Below are 19,393 nucleotides of genomic sequence, written 5' to 3'. Positions count from 1 at the left end.
ATAGTGTGGCTTTTACTTTTTGATTTGCGTAGGAATGTCGAATGAAATTAGTTTCATTGAGATAAAAGAAAACCGCCTAATGGCGGTTTGATTATAAGATATTCATTGAGTTTAATTTTTGCAACCGACCTTTTTTCTTATTGATATATAAGTTTTCACCTTTACATTGAATTTGCTGCTCAGTTTTATGTGCTTCAGCTGCCAGTTGGTATTGCTCTGGTGATAGATCAATTCTAATTTCAACCGTCTTGTTTTCAATTTTACAAGGCACTTGAATATAACCACCTTCAGCTAAATTACTGGAATGCAGACCTACAATCTTGCCGATGATTTCATAACGGGGGAGAGTGTATTCCCCTTGATAATATTTGGATGCAATCTGTACAACTTTAATTTCATTTTGATCAAATTGAATGTTAAATGCTTTGGAAGGCATTGCTTCATCATTAATTTCACCAGCTTGAAGTTTAATTTCGACTTTTCTTTGTTGTTCTGAACCGCTTAAACCGATAATAGCTTCACAAAGATTATGACTAACTCCTTCTGGTATCAATTCAGCAAAACTTGTCGGGTTGTTCTCATAATGTGTAATTTTTTCTTTCAGTTTTTTAAGACTGTTGACTAAATTATGAGATACACTTCGAGAAAATGAAATCGCTTGAATTATTTCATTCTGATCCTTAACGTCAATATTCTCAACGGGATAAGATAAATTGACAATATAGCTTCCAATTTGGGTTTGCCCTAAACGAACTTGAGACATAAACTCTGCTACATTTTTTCCACCTGAATTATGCCCAAAAACAGCTTTTTTATTTTTAGCTGAAAGTGCTAACGCATTAATTAAATGTTTAGTTTTTTCAAACAATTTAACTCCGTCATCTAGAGGGATTGTGCCATCTTTGACACTTTCTCCGACAACTCGAACAGATAGCTTGTCTGTATATTGATTTGAAATATTGAGTTTTAATGTTTCTACTGTTTTTTCTTCAAAATTGGCAAGCTTTTTAAGAGTTTTCTCCAATATCTCATCACTATCTTCCGCGCTTGGTTTGGGTACCGTAATTTCTAAAATTTGATGTCCTAGCTCTCTTTGCCAAATAATAGCGTACTCTAACTCAAACGCAATTTGCCAATTTTTGATAGTTAAATAGCGAGCAAGCTGTTCGAGAAACAGTAACGTGTCCGTTTTATTGTTTTTCATAAGTTGCTCCTACTCTAGCACATTCAATCATTTGAATTAATACATCAGTGGTAAATCGTTGGCTTTCTGGAATTTTAAGTGTAACACTACTTTTATTCGATATTGCTGGAAAATCTTTTAATGATATCCAATAACAGTGTCTTTTTAAAGTCATGAATTTCTTTTTATGTGAAAGCCATTGACTAGTTTTTTTAGGTAAATCACATACAATTAAGTAGCGTGGATTTGCACAATTTTTTCTTAAATCATCATAGTTCTTCTTTTTGAGTGTATAGCTTACCATACCATTTTTAATCTGAATATTACCTTCTGATTTTAGTTGTAGCTTTATTTCAGGATCACTTCGTTTTCCTTTTTCAGTTGGGAACTCTGCAGAAATGGCAAGATCGACACTATGATCATCAACAACTGGAGTTGCATGATTAAAGCCCGCTTTAGCTGTTATAGCTAATACATAAGCAATATTAAATTGCTCCATTTGTTGTGTTGGTGATAGCATATTTTTACCCAATGAAATTCAACTGCTGGCTTTGGTGTATTTTTACTTTGCCCTGAATATGAAGTTCTTCCAGATTTTCTTCAGTGATTTCCCATTGCTTATAGGTAGGGTTATCTGAAAGAACAAGTAGCATTTCGCCTGCAAGCTGCAATCGTTTTACGTAGATATTATTTTTGTAAGTAAAAACATATATTCCATCACCATCGAAGTAGTTGACCTTTATATCTACAAAGATCATATCTCCTGTTGAAAAAGTGGGGTACATGGAATCTCCTTTAATATTAATGACTCTGATATTGCTTGGATTTATTCCTCTAAAATAGGTGTAAAACTGTTTTGGAACATAGTGCAATTGGCTAACCACTTCAACCAAGTCACCATTTGATCCATTACCTGCGCTAGCTTCTACATTGAGAACATCAATCACAATAGAATCTTCATTTTTATCAAGAGTATCAGTGGTTTCTTCTCCATATCCTGTTTGTAGCCATTTTGTATTTACATTGAGCGCATCAGCAATTTCAACTAAATTGCGAGGTTTTAGCGTTTCTCCTCTTAGTATATTGCTGATTGTTACTTGTGATGTTTTAGCTTTTTTAGCTAATTGTTTTTGGGTGTAACCTTTTTGATTCATTGCATGTAGCAATCTTTCTGCGAGTGAAGTCATATCAAATCTCCTTTTAACGCAATCCTATAAAATAATTTATATAAATTCAAATAAGAAAATATTTGATTTATTATAATTATTTTTATATATTTATAATGTATTTTATTTTGCGAGGAATTTATGAAGAACCAAGTTATAGAGAAAGCGATCTCAATTTGCGGTTCTCAAGTAAAACTAAGTCAATCATGCGGCGTTTCTCAGGTCGCCATTAGCTATTGGCTAAATGGTGGCGGGTTTAATGCAAAGTATATTCCTAAAATTGTAAAAGCAACCGAAGGAAAAGTTACTGAGCTAGAGTTATTACATTCTCTTAGTTCTACTGAAGCCTAATTTACAACAAGAGGTGTGCAATGGCACGCAATGAATTAAGCAAATCCGCAAGAGTGATTGCAGATTTAATTTATAAGAAAGGGGCAGAAAAAGCAGATTGTGAAATTGCCCGAAATATAGGGATAGATCCAAGTAATTTATCTCGGTTTAAAACAAATTATTTGGAAGTGGTTGCAGCATATTTGGACGAGATTGGTTTAGCGGTTCATGTTAAAGATTCCGATAAACCTGTTCCAAGAGATGTGCTTCAAGCGTTATTTGTCCATGCCGAAGTTGGGTTGGCAAAAACGAAAGACGAATATTTAGGCAAATAAAAAACCACCGCTGGAACGGTGGCTAATAATTAAATCCATAGGAGGATAATCAAAATGATAGGCTCATTATCAACGATCAAAAATCAAAATGCAAGCATTACGATGAGTAGTCGTGAGATTGCTCAATTGTGTGAGAAGCAACACGCTCACGTTATGCGAGATATTCGCAATATGCTTGATGAACTCTATCCAAATATGGATAGTCTTGATTTTAAAGGGGTTTTTATTGTTAAAAACCCTGAAACAGGTTTAACAAGTGAAATTCGTTTACCAAAACGTGAAACGATGATTTTGGTGTCAGGTTATCGCATTGATTTACGAGCGAAAATCATTGACCGCTTGGAGGAGTTAGAAAATCAAGTGGTAAAACCAAAAATTCCTCAAACTCTATCGCAAGCCTTACGCCTAGCAGCAGAGCAAGCAGAACAGATTGAGCAACAGAATAGGTTAATTGCTTATCAAGCCCCTAAAGTCGCTTTTGTCGAACATTATGTTGAGACTGGCACAACTAAATCACTTCGTGAGGTAGCAAAAATCTTAAAAATGCCAGAGAAAGCAATGATAAGCCGTCTAATTGAGGACAAATTTTTGTATCGCCAATCAGGCAATCTTTTACCGTATCAATCAGCTCACTCAAGAGATTTGTTTGCGGTTAAAACAGGCACGGCAGAACACGGTCACAATTTCACACAAACCCGCGTGACAAGTAAAGGAATCGAATTTATTGCGTCACGTTATGCTTCGGAGTTAATGTTATGAGTTTAAGATTAATGGCGCAAGCTATGAGCATTAAGGTTGGTAATCCACTGCGTAAGTTGGTATTGATTAAACTTGCTGATAATGCCAATGATGATGGTGTTTGTTTTCCATCATATCAGTATGTCGCGGATGTTTGCGAGATCTCAAAAGCGAGCGCGCGGACGCACATTGACGTATTAATTCAGATGGGATTTGTATCAAAAACTGCCCGTAAAAACAAAGATGGATCTAGCTCTAATTTATACCAGTTACACCTTGATAAAGGTATGCCAGCAGATAGCACAGGTATGCTAGGAGCTAGCATAGGTATGCCAGCAGATAGCACAGGGGGTATGCTAGGAGCTAGCACCATAACCAGTCACTCTATTAACCAGTCAATTAACCATAATACTAACCTAACGGTTAGTAACGCGCGCGCAAAAAAATCCGATGCGATGATTTTACTTGAACAGTATGGGATTACCGACCAGTTGGCTGATGACTTTGTAGAACATCGCAAGGCGTGTAAGGCAACAATCACAAAAACGGCATTGGACGGATTCCAGCGCGAAGCGGACAAGGCTGGAATTCCGATTCAACAGGCGGTAGCAGTATCCATTGAGCGCGGTTGGCGTGGATTTAAGGCTAGTTGGCAATGGCGAGATGAGCAAGGCGATAACAAACCGCGTAAATCTCTCGATGATAAATTCAAGGCGCCGTGGAACACGGCGGAAGGCTGGGCGGAAACACTATGAGCAACAGCATCACAACACAACAAGCGCAACCACTCAACGACAAAATCGAAACGCTGGTGGATCGCATTTTTGAGCAACTTTTGGCGAGCTGCCCAAGTATCCAATACTGGACTGAGCAACAAATTATCACGGCAAAACGCCAATGGATTTTAGGCTTTGCCGAAAACGGGATTAAAACCATTGACCAAGTACGCAACGGAATGCGCGAGTTGCGCACCAAGCAAGATGATTTTGTGCCGAGCATTGGTAAATTTATTAGCTGGTGTAAGTCGGGCAATGACTACGCTCACTTAGGCTTACCAAGCGCAGACGAGTTGTTAGCGCGATTTATAAAATTTATCCGCGCTGGTGGCTTAGCTTGGGCTGATCGTTTTGATTTTGTTAATGACCTTGAGTATCACTTGCTAACAAAACTCTACGAACGCAGTGCAAAAGAACAATGGACAGACAAAGAAACACGCCAAGGTGTAAGAGAGATTTTAGAAGAATGGGCGGACAAGCTATCACGTGGCGAGCAGATACCGCCAAGACGTTCTCAGTTACCAAAGACGGTTCAAGTCAAAACAACCTTGGAAACAGATTTAAGTTATTTAGCCAAAATGCGCAGTATGTTACACGCACGGAGAGTAAATTGATGACAGATCAGCAATTTGATAGAGATACTTGGCAACGTTCAGTAAGTTTAGATTTTATAGATGATGTTTGCACAGCCGTACAAGCGGAGTGGATAAATGGCTAAATACCAAATGATGAAGTTGCCGGGTGGAATATTAAGCCCAGCGGACGAAACAGAAGAGGAAGAACTTAAGAAATTAAAGAATAACGAGTTATATGAGGTTGAAATCAACATTAAAGTTAATCCGGTACTGCATCGAAAAATGTTCTCGTTCTTTAAGTTTTGTTTTGACTATTGGTGTGCAGATAACGGATTACAGAAATTCTCAAACGAGAAATCTCAATTTGATGCGTTTCGTGGGGATTTATTGATACAGGCGGGATATTGCGAAATGGTGTTTGATTTGAAGAATCCTTCTGAATTTAGGTTAGTACCTAAGAGCGTTTCTTACAAAGTTCTGAACGATGATATTGAGCGCCGAAAACTGTTTGTGTCAATTACAAATGCGGCAATGGCAACGATATTTAAAGATTGTCGAAATGAGAAAGTAATCAATCAGTTATATGCGTTTTTTTAAAGGGGGTAAGAATGTTGCTTTATTTGTTATGTTCTCTAGGCTGGGTGTTTGGCTATTGGGTGGTCAATAAACATCAACAAAATAATTTAAATGCTTTTGAAGTAATTATGTTGCTGGTTGTTTGGTGTGTTGGAATTATTAGTTTTTGGCAGGTGGTTAAATGAAAAGAAATATTAGACAGCTACTCGCTTGGCCTTTTGCTGTTGTGGCGATGACCACTTTTGTTCTGATGCTCACGATTAGATATATCGGTTATTTGCTGATTTATCCCGCGGGTTTCTTGATAGCAATTGTAACGTTAGTTCGTGATGGAAAATGGGAGTGTAAACAGGTGATTCTTGGATTTAAGGAGATGTTCGGCGGGTTATAAAGTGATAACAAAAACAGTATTCATAGCCGCTTGTTTTATCGCAAGCGGTATAGCAACAGCAGTGAGTTTAAGGCATGGACAACACAAACATAAAGATAAATCTTAAATGCCCTAAATGTGGCGGGGAAATTGAGGATTTAAGTACAAATGATGATTGGGGATGGTTTGTAGAAGAGCCTTATCGCTGCAACGGTCATTACACGGGTAAATACAAAGAATTTTGTAGTGAAGATAGCGCGATGAATCGTACGAAATCTTGCGGTTGGTTTACCAAGGAGCAGGTGCAAGATGGACTTTAAACAACGTTTTTTTATCCGCTCAAATACGGTGCGAGACAACGCAAAAGATTTTATTGATAAGTTACCGCTCCCGATGATGGAAGATGGCAAGGAAATCACTAAGCCTTACGTTGTGGAGATAAAGCCTATCACTCGCACACTGGAGCAAAATTCAAAGCTCCACGCAATGTTAACGGATATTAGTCAGCAGGCACAATTTAAAGGACGTTGGCTTAGTGTAGAGCAGTGGAAATTAATAATGGTTTCGGCTCACGCTATTGCAAGTGGTGGCAAAGCAGAAATGGAGATCGGGCTTGAAGGCGAAGTAATTAATTTACGTGAAAGCACGGCTCAAATGGGTGTGAAGCGGTTAGCGAGCTTGATTGATTACATTGAAGCGTGGGCGGCGGAGCAAGGTGTGCAGTTTCGGGATAGACAGGGATTTTACGGGTATTAAAAACCGCACCGAAGTGCGGTCAGTTTTGGTTAAGTTTTTAGAAGTCGATTTTGACAGCTTTTGGATCAAAATTACGGAGATGTTTCAATACGCGCCAGTTTGACATTGGATCGGCTTCAAATTCTTTAGTAATACGATTTAAGATTTGGTTTGAGCTGCGTAGTACACTTAAATATTCATAAGCTTGTCCGTAGATTTGCCCACTTATATTTGAACCTAATGTTTCAAAGGCTTTGTGGACGTGTTGGAAGGTGCCAACGCCGCGTTTGAAAGCGAACCATAGCCACGCAAGCTGTTGCAGTTCGTACTCGGTGAACTCAAAGGTGTGTTTCTTTTCGGGTTCAGGCAAGGCAAGTTGTTGCTGTTTTACTTCGCCTTTGTGCATTGCGATAAATGCGCGGAGCACGACAAGATGGAATTTTGGCGAAATCCAAGTGGCGTAGGCAAGGGCAAGTTCTTCGCAAGCCCAAGTGCCTTTATTGATACCTGTGCGTAGTGATTTATGCGATGCGCAGATCTGCGCATCAGAATTTTCGTACTCAATTTCTTTGATAAGTTCTTGAGTTTGATCTAGACGAATAAATTGATTTGGGCGATGTTTTGGATCATTACCACTAGCAAAGTGAAGATCGTTCAATGAATAAAGATTTTCAAATGTACGGATTGAAGTTTTAGAAATGGTTAAGTTTTTCATCTGTTTGTTCCTTTTGATGGAGTTCCCTAATTTTGAGTTAGGGTGATCGACAGCTCAAAACTAGCAAACAGACTAGCGGAGTTATTCCCTTGCGGTGTTGTATTCCTCGCACTGTCGATCATTGATTTAAATTTATTAGTTACACCTTAATTTAAACCTTTTTGGCTAAACAAGATTAGTAAATTTTAGGTGCAAAAAAATCACGCTAACGGGGTGAATTACCGTTGTTTGTAAGGCTTTTGAGACCTGTGGTAAATCCTACCCTTGACAGAGGAGAATGTCAAGGGCAGGGAATTAAGCAAAAATTTTATCTGTTGCCACTTTGGCTAAAAAACCGCTACGGCTTTTATATTCGGGATGGCTGGCGACATAGTCGTCAATTTTGCGAATAAGCCGAGTTGGCAGCGATACGTTGATTTTCTCTGCTTTGCCTAGTAGATGGGTTAAATCCACTTCGACAATGGCAAAGAATAAATCGGCTTGTTGATATTCTGGGTTTTGCTGATGTACGGCAATATCAGCGGGTTTCGGGATTTCTTCGCCGTCTTCAACGAGTGATTCAACGTGAAATTCGATGGCTTGTTTTGCGTTGGCAAGTGCTTCGGCAAAGGTATCACCTGCAGAATAACAACCTGCTACATCGGGAACGAGTACGACATAGCCGTCAGAAACCTGTTGTAAGACAAGTGGGTAATACATAGTTGCTCCTTAAGGGGGGCTTATAGCCCCGCTTGTTGTTTGATACTTTTAATTAAGAACCCTAAATCATTTCTAGGGTGGGGAATGGTAACTTTTCCCTTTTTAATTGGATGTTTGAATTGATGGTGGCTACCTTTGACACTAACAAGATACCAGCCATCTTTTTCAATCATCTTGATGGCGTCTTTGCTATTCACATTGTTTTTATCCTCTTTGTTATGTTTGCGGGGTTATATTAACCCCAAAATAAAAGCAAGTCAAGAGGAAAGTAGTTAAAGGAGTTATTTTTTGAGAGTGCGGTCAAAAAAATGCAAGATTTGTGGCGAGCGTTTTGAAACGTCAGACAGCTTTCGCCAGTGGTGTAGTCCTGAATGTGGTGTAACACTTGCCAAGCAGAAAACCGCTAAGGCGAGAGTGAAAGCAGAGAAAGCGCGTGAAAAAGCAGAGCGAGAGAGAATTAAGCAGGTGAAAGACCGTTTGAGAAATTCAGATCGTTCTTATTGGTTAAAAAAAGCACAAGACGAAGTCAATAGATTTATCCGTTTAAGAGACAAAGGGTTGCCTTGTATCGCCTGTGGAGAGCCTTGGCGAGACAATTTCCAAGCAAGTCATTATGTACCTCGTGGGCGAAGTGCTTTTTTAAGATTTCACGAAGACAATATTCACGGCGGTTGCGTTAAGTGTAATTTGTATGAAAGCGGCAACCTTAGAATGTTTCGGATAGGTTTAGTTTCTCGAATTGGCAATGAGCGAACCGAATGGCTTGAGGATAATGCTCACAGATTGAAGAAGTGGACTATCGACGAGCTGAAAGAATTATTAAGGATTTACAAACAGAAGTGCAAGGAGTTAATGGATGCTTAAATTTAGTGATTTGTCGCTCACAGAAGAACAGGAAAGATTCGTTGATGAATGGATGTATAAGTGGGGTGCATGGGTACGCAGTGGGCGCATTGATAAATCACAATTTAATATTATTGCTAAATTGATGCAATCAGCCATTCCAGAAGATCCAAGTGAGCCTATGTGTGATGATGATACTGGAATGATGATTAGTGAAAGAATTGAGAAATTTTTTAAAAATAACGATAGCTTGTTGCACTTCATTATTTTTTCATACTATGTAAATAAGCGAACGGTAAATTTTATTGCGGTTAAATTACGTGATAATTGTGGTGCCATTCCAATGCAACCATGTAATGGTAAATCAAATATTCGTGTTCCGTGTCTTAAAACAGTAAAACGAAATGTGGAAAAAGATTTAATGCGGGCAAAATCAATAATTCACGAATTGCTTGTAACTGGATTCGTATTGTTGCGAACAGGTAGAGAAAATTCAAAAAATATCAAAATAACCTATTGACAACCTTGTCATCTTGTCCTATCATTTCAATATATGGTGGTCATCGTGTAAGTGATGTTCACCGAATGAATTTTACAGCCCTGAGCAGAAATGCTTGGGGCTTTTTTATAGAAAACGATAGCTAATTAACGAGCTCAGTCTTAAAGGACTGGGCTTTTTTATTGCCTCGAAAATAGGAGGCGGAGTATGAAAATGTTAAAAGATATGGGAACACAAAGCTATATATGGTCGGGCTTTGGAGGCTTCATAGCATGGTTGGGCGACCAGCAAAATTTAATGATGCTAAGTCTTGCCGTAGGTATTTTGACTGCGTTAGTTAACATGTATCAAAAATGCCGAGAAGGACGAATAAAAAAACGGGAAGAAGAGCGGGCGGAAGAATTACATCAATTAAAAGTAGCAAGATTAAGAAAAGGGCTTGATGATGACTGGATTAAAAAAACTTAGTGCGATTTGTGGTGTATCAAGCATTATTGCAATTACTCTCTTTTACTTTGGCGATGAGATAAAAACGAGCGAGAAAGGGTTAGAAATTATCGGGCAAGCTGAGGGTTGTCGCAGAGAGCCATATAAATGCCCAGCTAATGTACTGACCGTTGGTATAGGTTCAACGGAACAATCGGGCGGAAAGATTGAACATCGAGTTTATACCGATTTAGAAATCGCCTCTCGCTGGAAAACAGACATCAAAAAGGCAGAGCAGTGTGTCTTTCAGTATGCTAACGGAAGAAATATACCTCAATCAGTTTTTGATGCAGCAGTATCATTGACCTTTAATGCAGGTTGTGGAACCGTAAAAAACTCTACAATGTTTCGCAAAATTAAAGCAAGAGATTACCTTGGTGCGTGTAATGAATTGCCTCGATGGGTATATGCCGGAGGTAAGAAATTACCCGGACTGGAAATTCGTAGGGAGAAAGAGAAAGCATTATGTTTAACCAGTTTAAAACGTGGCTAAATTTGACCGCACTTTGCTTGATATTGGGATTGTGTGCATGGTTGTGGTACCAGTCTAATCTTATATCTAGCCTTAAAGCCAAAAACCTCACGCAATCCCAAACCATTCAACAGCAACGAACCGTCAACCAAGAGTTGACAATTCAACTCAACCAAGAGCGGCAAGCCACTGAACAGCAAAAGCAAATTGAAGTTGAACTAAGAAACAAGCTCAAAGCGGAGCAGTTAAATGTTAAAGAGATTTTGGTTAAAGAGCCCTGTGGCCGCACTAATATGCCTAACACTGTTATTGATAGCATTAAGCGGTTGCACAAATAAAATCACAACAAAGACGGAATATCTATATCCGCCACAAGCCTACCTAACACCTTGCGAGCGAACCGCATTTAACGGCAAAACTTATGGCGACGCAATTAACTATCTGCTTATTGTAATGAATGAAAGAGATGTTTGTGCTAAGCAGGTAGACGCCATTAGAGAATGGCAATCAGTGAACCGTAAGCAAGGATGAATTTATGTTCGGGTATAAATCAAAGAAACAATTAATTGAAGAAGGCTATACCCACTATGGCGGCTTATGGGGCATACCCTGTTACATTGGCGATATAGAGAGTGAAGCACCGTTAATTGCCACGGCAAACTTCATCCCACAATGGGTTTTAGATATCGCAGATTGGGTTATATTCACTATGTACGGATTAATCAATATGAATAACCCAGATGCCGAGCCTTTACCATTCAAGATTGCAATAAAAGGACCAATAAAGGATAAGTAAGGGAGTTTAACTGCTCCTTTATTATCCTGGTGGAAAGTAAATGCTACATATTTTGGTTATGACCCTGAGTGGGGTATCAAAATTCTCGGGGTTATATTTATACCGTGTAGCATAAATGCTTTATAATTGCTAATTAATTATTTTTTTTGCAAAAAAAAGGTACTCCTGAGGAGATACCCCTTTCCACGGGGTTGCGGACTCGCGGTTTTCGGCAGTTTTTTGATTTTTTAGGCATCATCATCTTTTAGGTGATGCCTTTGTTTTGGTGGTTGATTTTTATTTCAGGATTTGAGTTTATGGACAATTTACATGACATCAAGCTAAATATAAATCAGATCGCTGAACTCACGGGATTGCACCGCCAAACCGTATCACAACGTACCGCAGGATTAACGCCAGCTATCGGAAGCAATAGCAAATTAAAACTTTATTCTTTGCGTGATTTGATATTAACAGGATTAACAGAAAAGATGTCGGCGGATGTTGACAGATTATCACCAGTAGAGCGTCGAGCTTGGTATCAGTCCGAAAACGAAAGATTAAAATTTGAAAAAGATACAGGTGAATTGATACCAGCTAACGAAGTTGCGTTAGAAATGGGGACAATGGCGAAAGCTGTAGTACAAACACTAGAAACGCTACCTGATATCTTGGAACGTGATTGCGGATTACAGCCTAAAGATTTAATCCGCGTACAACAGGTGATTGATGATGTACGTGATCAGATGGCACTACATATTCAGCAGGCTGAAACAGATACAGCGAATGGAGATGATGAGTAATGTTTGCTTCAGCCAGAGATATTCGTAAAGATATGGCAAGTGCTATCAAAGCACCACGCAGAATGAAAGTATCTGAAGCCGTGGCGGAATATATGCGTGTCCCTGTTGGAGGTGGAAACTCTGTAAAATGGGATAAGCATACAGCTGCCTATATGCTTGAGCCGATGGACTGTTTAAACAGCCGTGAATATGATGCCGTGATTTTTGTCGGTCCTGCGCGAACAGGTAAAACCATTGGCTTAATTGACGGCTGGATTACGTATTCTATTATTTGCGATCCATCAGATTTTTTACTGGTGCAATTAACCCAAGAAAAAGCCAGTGAACATAGTCGAAAAAGATTAGACCGCACTTTTCGTTGTTCTCCTGAAATTGCCAAGCGGTTAAGTCCACGCAAAAATGACAACAACGTACACGATAAATATTTTCGCGCCGGCAATTTATTAAAAATCGGTTGGCCGTCAATTAACGTGCTGTCATCGTCTGATTACAAATATGTAGCACTAACAGACTATGACCGCTGGCCCGATGATATAGACGGTGAGGGTGATGGTTTTTCGCTTGCCAGCAAACGTACAACCACTTTTATGAGTGCAGGCATGACGCTTGTCGAAAGCTCACCAGGTAAAGACATTGTAGACATCAAACATAATCCCAAAACCACCCACGAAGCACCGCCGACAACAGGTATTTTAAGCCTATATAATCGCGGTGATCGCCGTCGGTTTTATTGGCAATGTCCTGAATGCGGTGAATACTTTGAGCCATCCATGGCGAATATGGTCGGTTATCGTGATGATAGCGATTTTGTCAAGGCGAGCGAAAACGCAAGACTACAATGTCCACATTGTCAGGCATTGATAGCCCCTGAGCGTAAGCGTGAGCTGAATAATTCAGGGAAATGGCTGAAAGAAGGTCAACGAATTGATAAAAATGGCAAGATTTTGGGTGAGGCAAGAAATTCTCGGATTGCCAGCTTTTGGCTGGAGGGCCCTGCTGCCGCCTACCAAACATGGGCACAGTTAACATATAAATTGTTAACCGCAGAGCATGAATATGAAATGACAGGCAGCGAAGAAACACTGAAAGCTGTCACAAATACGGACTGGGGATTACCGTATCTACCACGCTCCGCCCTTGAACAGCGTCGTGCCGATGAACTCATGGAACGACGTGAAGAAGCGAGCAAGGATAACAAAACAATTCCGCCACAATGTCGCTTTTTAATTGCAGCGGTGGACGTACAAGGTGGTAAAAACCGTCGATTTGTCGTCCAGATTGTCGGCTATGGCGAAAGCGGCGAACGCTGGTTAATAGACCGCTACAACATTTCGCACACTTTGCCTGATGAGGACGGTGTCGTAGAGCGTATCGATCCACGCATGCCCGAAGATTGGGGAATATTAGTCAGCGATGTGCTGAATAAGCAATATCCACTTGCGACAAATGAAAACCACTTAATGCCAATCTTGGCAATGGCTGTGGATAGTGGTGGTGAAGATGGCGTTACTGATAATGCGTACAAGTTTTGGCGAAAATGCCGTCGTGATGGATTAAGCAAACGGGTTTATCTTGTCAAAGGCGATAGCACTAAACGGCAAAAGCTGATAACAAAAACCTATCCTGATAACACAACGAGATCGGATCGGCATTCGTCCGCGCGCGGCGATGTGCCCTTGTATTTGTTACAAACAGATCAGCTTAAAGACCGAATTAATAACGCCTTAGCGCGTAACACCATAGGCGCAAACTACATCCACTTTCCCGACTGGATCGGCGAATGGTTTTTTAATGAATTAACCTACGAAGAACGCGGACCTGACGGCAAGTGGCGAAAACCTGGCAAAGGTAACAATGAAGCCTTTGACTTATTCTGCTATGCGCACGCCATCGCTATTTTGCGCGGGTATGAGCGGATCAAATGGGGGGATGAAAAAGACGTGCCAAGTTGGGCGCAATTGCCTGATGTGAACACAAATATCATTCGAAATTTGACCACACTTTCTATTGAAAGTGCACCTGATGAAGAACAGGCTGTACAAGTTAAACCAAAACCCCAAAAACAAACTAAGCCTAAAAATAGCTGGCTTAGTGGTGGTGGACGTAAAACAGGCGGATGGCTTTGAATTTTGACCGCACTTTTCGGAGTGCGGTTTTTTATTGGAGTAAATATGACAATTTACACAATCGACGAACTAAAACAAAAGATCCGAACGCTTGATGAAAAGATTGAGCAGGCACAAAGCCAAGTGAGCTTTAATGGGCGATCCGTATCTTACCAGGTAACGGAACTTACCAAGCAGCGTGACCGCTATCAAACAATGCTTGATGAATTATTGGCGGAAACAGGGCTGCGAGCAAAAAAACACCGTATTAAATATGCGAGATTTATCTAATGAATATGTTGGAAAAAACGATTGCAGCAATATCTCCACGCTGGGCAGCGAAACGGTCACAAAGCCGTTACGTGCTGAATGCGTATGAAGCCGCATTGCCAAGTCGAACGCATAAAGCTAGTCGAGACGGACAAGGTGCTAACACAAATGTACGGCAAAGTGCGGTCAGTCTTAGAGAACAAGCACGAGCCTTAGACCAAAATCACGATATTGTGATTGGTATTTTGGACAAAATGGAAGAAAGGGTGATTGGTTCAAAAGGCATTCACATCGAACCGCAACCGCTCACTTTGGTGGGTGATGTCCACGAAGAATTAGCGGGGAAAATCCGCAAACTATGGGCGGAATGGTCGGTGAAACCTGATGTAACAGGCTTATATACCCGCCCTTTATTAGAACGAATGCTACTGCGGACTTGGTTAAGAGATGGTGAAGTCTTTGTTCAGTTGGTAAAAGGCAAAGTGGCAGGTTTGGAACACGGCTCACAAGTGGCTTTTTCCCTTGAAGCCTTAGAGCCGGATTTTGTGCCAATGCAAACAGAAGAGGCAAAAAATGGCTTAGTGCAAGGTGTCTATCTTAATGCTTGGCGGAAACCGACAGCTTATCAAGTCTATTTAGACAATCCGCAAGAAAGTACAGGCATGTACGGAAAAATCAAAACTGTACCTGCAGAAAATATGTTGCACCTCGCCTTTCGTAAGCGATTACATCAAATCCGTGGTGTGAGTATGTTACATGGTGTGATTGTAAGATTGGCTGATCTCAAAGAATACGAAGAAAGTGAGCGTGTTGCCGCACGCATTGCTGCTGCAATGACGATGTATATCAAAAAAGGCGATGCGGCTCTTTATGATGACGAAAACAACAGTGATAGCGAACGCCTGTTTGATATTGCCCCTGGGGCGGTGATTGATGATTTAAAGCCAGGTGAAGACATTGGTTTAATCAACTCCAACCGACCGAATGTAAATTTGGAAACCTTCCGCAACGGTCAGCTACGAGCTACCGCCGCAGGCACACGTTCAAGCTATTCCAGTATCGCCCGAGACTACAACGGCACTTACTCGGCACAGCGGCAAGAACTTGTTGAAAGTTTTGAAGGCTATGCTGTCCTGCAAGATGCTTTTGTAGCAGCTATCAGCCGACCGATTTATCGGGAGTGGTTGAAGATGGCTGTTGCTTCACAAGCAATTGATGTTCCGCCTGATATTGACCCTAACTCGCTTTTTAATGCGGTCTATTCTGGTCCTGTTATGCCATGGATTGATCCGATTAAAGAAGCAAATGCTTGGAAAGAACGGATTAAAGGGGGATTAGCGACAGAAAGCCAAGCAATTAGAGCAAGCGGTAACAACCCTGCCGAAGTCAAACGGCAAAGGATTGTGGAAGTGAAAGAAAATGCTCGCGAGGGTTTGAAATTTGATACTGATTTAACTAACACACAAGGATTACAAAATGACACGAAAGCAAGTAATTTTGGAGCCAGTCGCAATGGCGATAACCTCACAGGCGATAAAGACGAATAATCAGTCGTGGTTTACGATGAAAGCGTCTGCAAAGGACACTGCCGAGATCAGCATTTATGATGAAATCGGCTTTTGGGGTGTGACCGCTCAACAATTTGCCAAAGACTTAAAAGCCCTTGGCAACAATATCAAACAGATCAACCTACATATCCACTCACCCGGTGGCGATGTATTTGATGGCATTGCTATTTACAACTTGCTAAAAAATCACCCTGCCAACAAGACCGTCACTATTGACGGTCTTGCTGCTTCTATGGCTTCGGTCATCGCAATGGCGGGCAATGAAATCATTATGCCAGAAAATGCCATGATGATGATCCATAAACCGTGGGGCATTCAGGGCGGTGATGCCGATGATATGCGTAAATATGCGGATTTGCTCGATAAAGTAGAGAGTACGCTGTTAATGGCCTACATCAATAAAACGGGAAAATCTGAAGAAGAATTAGCAGCAATGCTAAGTGAAGAAACTTGGCTCACGGGGAAAGAGTGCGTAGAGCAAGGTTTTGCAGACAAACTAGCCGATTCCCTTGTGGCGATGGCTTGTATCCAATCCAAAAAACTAGAGGACTATACAAAAATGCCTAATGAAATTAAAAATATGTTGTTTAAGCCACAAGGCAACACACAATCTCAAAATGTGGCACAACCACCCAAAACAGAACAACCGCAAGCGGCTGAAAAGTCTGTGGTGCAAACGGTAGATAATACCGCACAAGTACAAGCTCAAATGGCGCAACGAAATACGGCAATTAAGGCGGTATTTGCGCCATTCAATGGGCAATTTAATGATTTGCTGGTGGAGTGCTTAGGGGATATCACCATCACCGCGGAGCAAGCCAAAGATAAATTGTTGGCGAAACTCGGCGAAAATACCACACCAAGCGTACCACAAAGCCATATCCATGTAGATAATGGAAATTTAATTGGAGATAGCGTAAAAGCCTCTTTACTCGCTCGAGCGGGTTTTGAAAAAGCAGAAAAAGACAATGCCTATAATTCCATGACCTTACGTGAATTAGCGCGCGCTTCCTTAGTCGATCGTGGAATTGGTATTGCAGGAATGAATGCGATGCAGATGGTGGGAATGGCGTTTACCCATTCAACCTCTGATTTCGGTCAGATTTTGATTGATGTTGCGCATAAATCTGTATTAAAAGGTTGGTCTGAAAGCACTGAAAATTTTGAACAATGGACACACAAAGGAACACTTACTGATTTCCGCCCGGCTTATCGTGTAGGTTTAGGTGGGTTTGACAGCTTGCCACAAGTTCGTGAAGGGGCAGAATATACCTACGTGACCTTGGGTGATACCGGAATGCACGTATCGCTTGCCACTTACGGAGCGTTATTCAGCCTCACGCGCCAACTTATCATCAATGATGATATGAATATGTTGACGCAAGTGCCTTATAAACTTGGACAGGCTGCGCGAGCAACTATTGCCGATTTAGTCTTTGCGCAACTCTTTGGCGATCCGGTGATGAGTTATGACGGTAAAAAACTTTATGATGCCGCACATAAAAACACTGTAACCGGGGCCGCGATGGATTTAGCTAATATTGATAAAGCAATTCAATTAATGAATGCGCAAAAATCTTTTGATGGTAAACAGCTTGCTATTGAACCCGATGTATTGCTTGCACCAACGTCGCTTTATACTCGAGCAAAACAAATTCTTGGCTCAAATTCTGTGGAAGGTACAGATATTAATTCGGGGATTATTAATCCATTGAAAGATGTTGTGCCAGTAACAAAATCTCAACGTTTACAAGCAGAAAATGCGAAGATTTGGTATTTACTCAATAAAGAAGCAATTGAGGTATCTTATCTCAATGGTGTTGAACAACCATTTATTGATCAGCAAACCGGTTTCACTGTTGATGGTGTGACGACCAAAGTGCGAATTGATGCCGGAGTGAATGTATTAGATCACCGTGGTATTGTGCGAGTCACTAATGCTTAAGAATTAGCAAAAGGAGAAAAGCCCAACTGCGTCAACAGTTGGGCTTTTCTTATTTAAGCCTTAATCAGCAAGGATTAAATAATTAAATGAATTTTAACATCAAACTGCCATCTTTTAAAGAGGTAAACATAATGCTGACATTATTAGATGAGAGAAAATCGGTACGTTTTTTCTTATGGGCGTGCTTACTTATGGCATTCATTTTGGGCGTGATGTGGTTATTACCTGATGTCATTCACGCAATTAAACAAGCATAACAGGAGCTTATTATGGCGAAAAATTTTATTCAAAACGGCGAAACCATTGATTTTGTCGCAACAAAAAATGTGAAAAGTGGTGATGTAGTGGTGTTGCAAGATCTGATTGCAATTGCTGTCACTGATGTAGCGAATAAAGGCACGGGGACAGGGATTGTGGGTGGAGTATGGCGTGTTAAAGCAAAACAAGCTGACGACATCAAGCAGGGTGATGTGTTGTATTGGTCTGATACGGAGGGGGCAACCAAAACTGCAGCCAGTAATAAACGCCTTGGTCTTGCTTGGACTAATTCAGGGACATCTTCTGAAGAAGTTGATGTGAAAATCAATGCTTAACCCGTTTGAGCAGGTACTGGCAAAAGCAGACAAGGCGATAACAGAGATTATGATGTCGCCTTGGCTGATTGAGGGCGTTGTTTACCCTGCTACTTACGATGAAGTGCCGCAACGCTTTGAAGGAATGTTGCAGTATAACGAAGAGTATCGGGTGAATGGTACCAAGCGCACATTGACATTGTTTAAAGAAAGTGGCTATCGTCCACGCGTGGGCGACCGTGCGGAGCAAGGGGATAAGCAGTTTGTGATTAAAGCCTTTGAATTGGTGGATCAACTGATTATTTTGCAACTGGAGTAAACAATGACGATAGATCAGGATCTGGCTTTAATCAGGCGCAATGCGAATAAGGTGGTGAAACAGCTTAATCACCAAGCGGCAAAAACCATCAATCATTTGGCAACAAAGGCGCGCAATCAAGCCACCAAAAATGTAGCCAAAGACATCGGTGTGCCGGTTAAAACCTTAAAAGGCAGAACAAGGCAAAGCAAACATCAGCGTGCAACCGCCACAAAACTGCATGCGCGGCTTCGTGTCAATGTCTCACCGTTACCGCTAATTCGCCTGTTAGAGAGTAAAGCTAATCGGGTGTGGGAAGGTCGAGGTGGCATTATGGTGGGAAAATATGCGGTGCAACGTGGTTTTATCCAAACCCTTGCTAATGGACGCTTGCATGTAATGCAACGGGCTGGGCGCTCACGCTATTCCATTGATGTGGTGAAAATACCCTTGCAACAGCCATTGACCGCAGCTTATCAACAGGCGCTTAAAGATTATCCCTCAGAATTACGGAAAGAACTAAAAGACCGCTTAAGTGCGGTTTTTTCTTAGGAAGAAA

At 40.9% G+C, this 19,393-nt stretch carries 32 protein-coding genes; 26 read left to right on the top strand and 6 right to left on the bottom strand.

The window, feature by feature from the left end; genetic code table 11:
* Window positions 1-91: 91 nt before the first annotated feature.
* Genes C8D76_RS03575 through C8D76_RS03565 form a run of 3 tightly spaced genes read right to left on the bottom strand, consistent with a single transcriptional unit; the run spans window position 92 to window position 2,370 of the window.
* Window positions 92-1,204: a hypothetical protein gene (locus C8D76_RS03575; RefSeq protein WP_116631435.1), complete on the bottom strand. Its 1,113-nt coding sequence runs from the start codon at window positions 1,202-1,204 to the stop codon at window positions 92-94.
* Window positions 1,191-1,703, bottom strand: a complete 513-nt coding sequence (locus C8D76_RS03570) for a DUF4365 domain-containing protein (RefSeq protein ID WP_116631434.1) — start codon at window positions 1,701-1,703, stop codon at window positions 1,191-1,193. Before C8D76_RS03570 ends, C8D76_RS03575 begins: the two co-directional genes overlap by 14 nt.
* Window positions 1,704-1,707: 4 nt before the next feature.
* Entirely contained in the window at window positions 1,708-2,370 is a 663-nt protein-coding gene (locus C8D76_RS03565; protein ID WP_116631433.1) for an XRE family transcriptional regulator, read from the bottom strand.
* A 120-nt stretch (window positions 2,371-2,490) separates the two neighbouring features.
* Between C8D76_RS03565 and C8D76_RS03560 the strand changes: the two genes are divergently transcribed.
* The 10 genes from C8D76_RS03560 to C8D76_RS03520 all read left to right on the top strand — a co-directional run bounded on the left by C8D76_RS03560 (window position 2,491) and on the right by C8D76_RS03520 (window position 6,805).
* The gene (locus C8D76_RS03560; RefSeq protein WP_116631432.1) at window positions 2,491-2,700 is read left to right on the top strand and encodes a YdaS family helix-turn-helix protein; all 210 of its coding nucleotides are present in this window, start codon (window positions 2,491-2,493) and stop codon (window positions 2,698-2,700) included.
* A 20-nt stretch (window positions 2,701-2,720) separates the two neighbouring features.
* Complete coding sequence (locus C8D76_RS03555) at window positions 2,721-3,014, top strand: hypothetical protein (protein ID WP_116631431.1); 294 nt, start codon at window positions 2,721-2,723, stop codon at window positions 3,012-3,014.
* Between the two features lie 57 nt (window positions 3,015-3,071).
* Window positions 3,072-3,773 carry a phage antirepressor KilAC domain-containing protein gene (locus tag C8D76_RS03550; protein ID WP_243405808.1) on the top strand — a complete coding sequence of 234 codons (702 nt, stop codon included), beginning with the start codon at window positions 3,072-3,074 and terminating at the stop codon, window positions 3,771-3,773.
* A complete protein-coding gene (locus tag C8D76_RS03545) occupies window positions 3,770-4,507 on the top strand; it encodes a helix-turn-helix domain-containing protein (protein ID WP_116631430.1) in 738 nt (245 codons plus the stop codon). The genes C8D76_RS03550 and C8D76_RS03545 overlap by 4 nt, the downstream gene beginning before the upstream one ends.
* Window positions 4,504-5,142 (top strand): replication protein P, encoded by a 639-nt coding sequence (locus tag C8D76_RS03540; protein WP_116631429.1) that lies wholly within the window; start codon window positions 4,504-4,506, stop codon window positions 5,140-5,142. Before C8D76_RS03545 ends, C8D76_RS03540 begins: the two co-directional genes overlap by 4 nt.
* 96 nt (window positions 5,143-5,238) lie before the next feature.
* On the top strand, window positions 5,239-5,700 hold the full coding sequence (locus C8D76_RS03535) for a DUF1367 family protein (protein ID WP_116631428.1): 462 nt from the start codon (window positions 5,239-5,241) through the stop codon (window positions 5,698-5,700).
* 11 nt (window positions 5,701-5,711) lie between these two features.
* Window positions 5,712-5,864 carry a hypothetical protein gene (locus C8D76_RS09900; RefSeq protein WP_165814339.1) on the top strand — a complete coding sequence of 51 codons (153 nt, stop codon included), beginning with the start codon at window positions 5,712-5,714 and terminating at the stop codon, window positions 5,862-5,864.
* On the top strand, window positions 5,861-6,070 hold the full coding sequence (locus C8D76_RS03530; protein WP_116631427.1) for a hypothetical protein: 210 nt from the start codon (window positions 5,861-5,863) through the stop codon (window positions 6,068-6,070). The genes C8D76_RS09900 and C8D76_RS03530 overlap by 4 nt, the downstream gene beginning before the upstream one ends.
* A 74-nt stretch (window positions 6,071-6,144) precedes the next feature.
* Complete coding sequence (locus C8D76_RS03525; protein WP_116631426.1) at window positions 6,145-6,369, top strand: hypothetical protein; 225 nt, start codon at window positions 6,145-6,147, stop codon at window positions 6,367-6,369.
* Entirely contained in the window at window positions 6,359-6,805 is a 447-nt protein-coding gene (locus tag C8D76_RS03520) for a recombination protein NinB (RefSeq protein ID WP_116631425.1), read from the top strand. The genes C8D76_RS03525 and C8D76_RS03520 overlap by 11 nt, the downstream gene beginning before the upstream one ends.
* A gap of 37 nt (window positions 6,806-6,842) precedes the next feature.
* On the opposite strand, the gene C8D76_RS03515 is transcribed toward C8D76_RS03520, so the two are convergent.
* The 3 genes from C8D76_RS03515 to C8D76_RS03505 all read right to left on the bottom strand — a co-directional run bounded on the left by C8D76_RS03515 (window position 6,843) and on the right by C8D76_RS03505 (window position 8,395).
* Window positions 6,843-7,499: a P22AR C-terminal domain-containing protein gene (locus C8D76_RS03515; RefSeq protein WP_116631424.1), complete on the bottom strand. Its 657-nt coding sequence runs from the start codon at window positions 7,497-7,499 to the stop codon at window positions 6,843-6,845.
* A gap of 294 nt (window positions 7,500-7,793) precedes the next feature.
* Window positions 7,794-8,198 (bottom strand): type II toxin-antitoxin system HicB family antitoxin, encoded by a 405-nt coding sequence (locus C8D76_RS03510; RefSeq protein ID WP_116631423.1) that lies wholly within the window; start codon window positions 8,196-8,198, stop codon window positions 7,794-7,796.
* A gap of 20 nt (window positions 8,199-8,218) precedes the next feature.
* Window positions 8,219-8,395: a type II toxin-antitoxin system HicA family toxin gene (locus C8D76_RS03505; RefSeq protein ID WP_207774996.1), complete on the bottom strand. Its 177-nt coding sequence runs from the start codon at window positions 8,393-8,395 to the stop codon at window positions 8,219-8,221.
* Between the two features lie 97 nt (window positions 8,396-8,492).
* Between C8D76_RS03505 and C8D76_RS03500 the strand changes: the two genes are divergently transcribed.
* The 16 genes from C8D76_RS03500 to C8D76_RS03430 all read left to right on the top strand — a co-directional run bounded on the left by C8D76_RS03500 (window position 8,493) and on the right by C8D76_RS03430 (window position 19,386).
* Window positions 8,493-9,062, top strand: coding sequence for a recombination protein NinG (locus C8D76_RS03500; RefSeq protein WP_243405798.1), 570 nt, complete (start codon window positions 8,493-8,495; stop codon window positions 9,060-9,062).
* Window positions 9,055-9,561 (top strand): antiterminator Q family protein, encoded by a 507-nt coding sequence (locus tag C8D76_RS03495; protein WP_116631421.1) that lies wholly within the window; start codon window positions 9,055-9,057, stop codon window positions 9,559-9,561. Before C8D76_RS03500 ends, C8D76_RS03495 begins: the two co-directional genes overlap by 8 nt.
* A gap of 186 nt (window positions 9,562-9,747) precedes the next feature.
* On the top strand, window positions 9,748-10,008 hold the full coding sequence (locus C8D76_RS03490; protein WP_116631420.1) for a hypothetical protein: 261 nt from the start codon (window positions 9,748-9,750) through the stop codon (window positions 10,006-10,008).
* Window positions 9,986-10,519, top strand: a complete 534-nt coding sequence (locus C8D76_RS03485) for a lysozyme (RefSeq protein ID WP_116631419.1) — start codon at window positions 9,986-9,988, stop codon at window positions 10,517-10,519. The genes C8D76_RS03490 and C8D76_RS03485 overlap by 23 nt, the downstream gene beginning before the upstream one ends.
* Window positions 10,492-10,836 carry a DUF2570 family protein gene (locus C8D76_RS03480; protein ID WP_116631418.1) on the top strand — a complete coding sequence of 115 codons (345 nt, stop codon included), beginning with the start codon at window positions 10,492-10,494 and terminating at the stop codon, window positions 10,834-10,836. Before C8D76_RS03485 ends, C8D76_RS03480 begins: the two co-directional genes overlap by 28 nt.
* Window positions 10,748-11,029 (top strand): Rz1-like lysis system protein LysC, encoded by a 282-nt coding sequence (lysC, locus tag C8D76_RS10095; protein WP_116631417.1) that lies wholly within the window; start codon window positions 10,748-10,750, stop codon window positions 11,027-11,029. The genes C8D76_RS03480 and lysC overlap by 89 nt, the downstream gene beginning before the upstream one ends.
* Before the next feature lie 4 nt (window positions 11,030-11,033).
* The gene (locus C8D76_RS03470) at window positions 11,034-11,294 is read left to right on the top strand and encodes a hypothetical protein (protein ID WP_116631416.1); all 261 of its coding nucleotides are present in this window, start codon (window positions 11,034-11,036) and stop codon (window positions 11,292-11,294) included.
* Between the two features lie 296 nt (window positions 11,295-11,590).
* Window positions 11,591-12,076: a DUF1441 family protein gene (locus C8D76_RS03465; protein ID WP_116631415.1), complete on the top strand. Its 486-nt coding sequence runs from the start codon at window positions 11,591-11,593 to the stop codon at window positions 12,074-12,076.
* A complete protein-coding gene (locus tag C8D76_RS03460; RefSeq protein ID WP_116631414.1) occupies window positions 12,076-14,202 on the top strand; it encodes a phage terminase large subunit family protein in 2,127 nt (708 codons plus the stop codon). Before C8D76_RS03465 ends, C8D76_RS03460 begins: the two co-directional genes overlap by 1 nt.
* Before the next feature lie 45 nt (window positions 14,203-14,247).
* Window positions 14,248-14,472, top strand: a complete 225-nt coding sequence (locus tag C8D76_RS03455) for a hypothetical protein (RefSeq protein ID WP_116631413.1) — start codon at window positions 14,248-14,250, stop codon at window positions 14,470-14,472.
* Window positions 14,472-15,998 (top strand): phage portal protein, encoded by a 1,527-nt coding sequence (locus C8D76_RS03450; protein ID WP_116631412.1) that lies wholly within the window; start codon window positions 14,472-14,474, stop codon window positions 15,996-15,998. Before C8D76_RS03455 ends, C8D76_RS03450 begins: the two co-directional genes overlap by 1 nt.
* Window positions 15,928-17,964 (top strand): ClpP-like prohead protease/major capsid protein fusion protein, encoded by a 2,037-nt coding sequence (locus C8D76_RS03445; RefSeq protein WP_116631411.1) that lies wholly within the window; start codon window positions 15,928-15,930, stop codon window positions 17,962-17,964. The genes C8D76_RS03450 and C8D76_RS03445 overlap by 71 nt, the downstream gene beginning before the upstream one ends.
* Before the next feature lie 131 nt (window positions 17,965-18,095).
* A complete protein-coding gene (locus C8D76_RS10065; protein WP_021460853.1) occupies window positions 18,096-18,221 on the top strand; it encodes a hypothetical protein in 126 nt (41 codons plus the stop codon).
* A 12-nt stretch (window positions 18,222-18,233) separates the two neighbouring features.
* Complete coding sequence (locus tag C8D76_RS03440; RefSeq protein ID WP_116631410.1) at window positions 18,234-18,557, top strand: DUF2190 family protein; 324 nt, start codon at window positions 18,234-18,236, stop codon at window positions 18,555-18,557.
* Window positions 18,550-18,855, top strand: coding sequence for a phage tail protein (locus C8D76_RS03435; protein WP_116631409.1), 306 nt, complete (start codon window positions 18,550-18,552; stop codon window positions 18,853-18,855). The genes C8D76_RS03440 and C8D76_RS03435 overlap by 8 nt, the downstream gene beginning before the upstream one ends.
* A gap of 3 nt (window positions 18,856-18,858) precedes the next feature.
* Complete coding sequence (locus tag C8D76_RS03430) at window positions 18,859-19,386, top strand: phage tail protein (protein ID WP_116631408.1); 528 nt, start codon at window positions 18,859-18,861, stop codon at window positions 19,384-19,386.
* Window positions 19,387-19,393: the final 7 nt, after the last annotated feature.

The sequence above is a fragment of the Alitibacter langaaensis DSM 22999 genome, from assembly GCF_003096995.1.
In the GTDB taxonomy this organism is placed as follows: Bacteria; Pseudomonadota; Gammaproteobacteria; order Enterobacterales; family Pasteurellaceae; genus Exercitatus; species Exercitatus langaaensis.
This window is presented reverse-complemented; position numbering and strand designations above follow the sequence as displayed.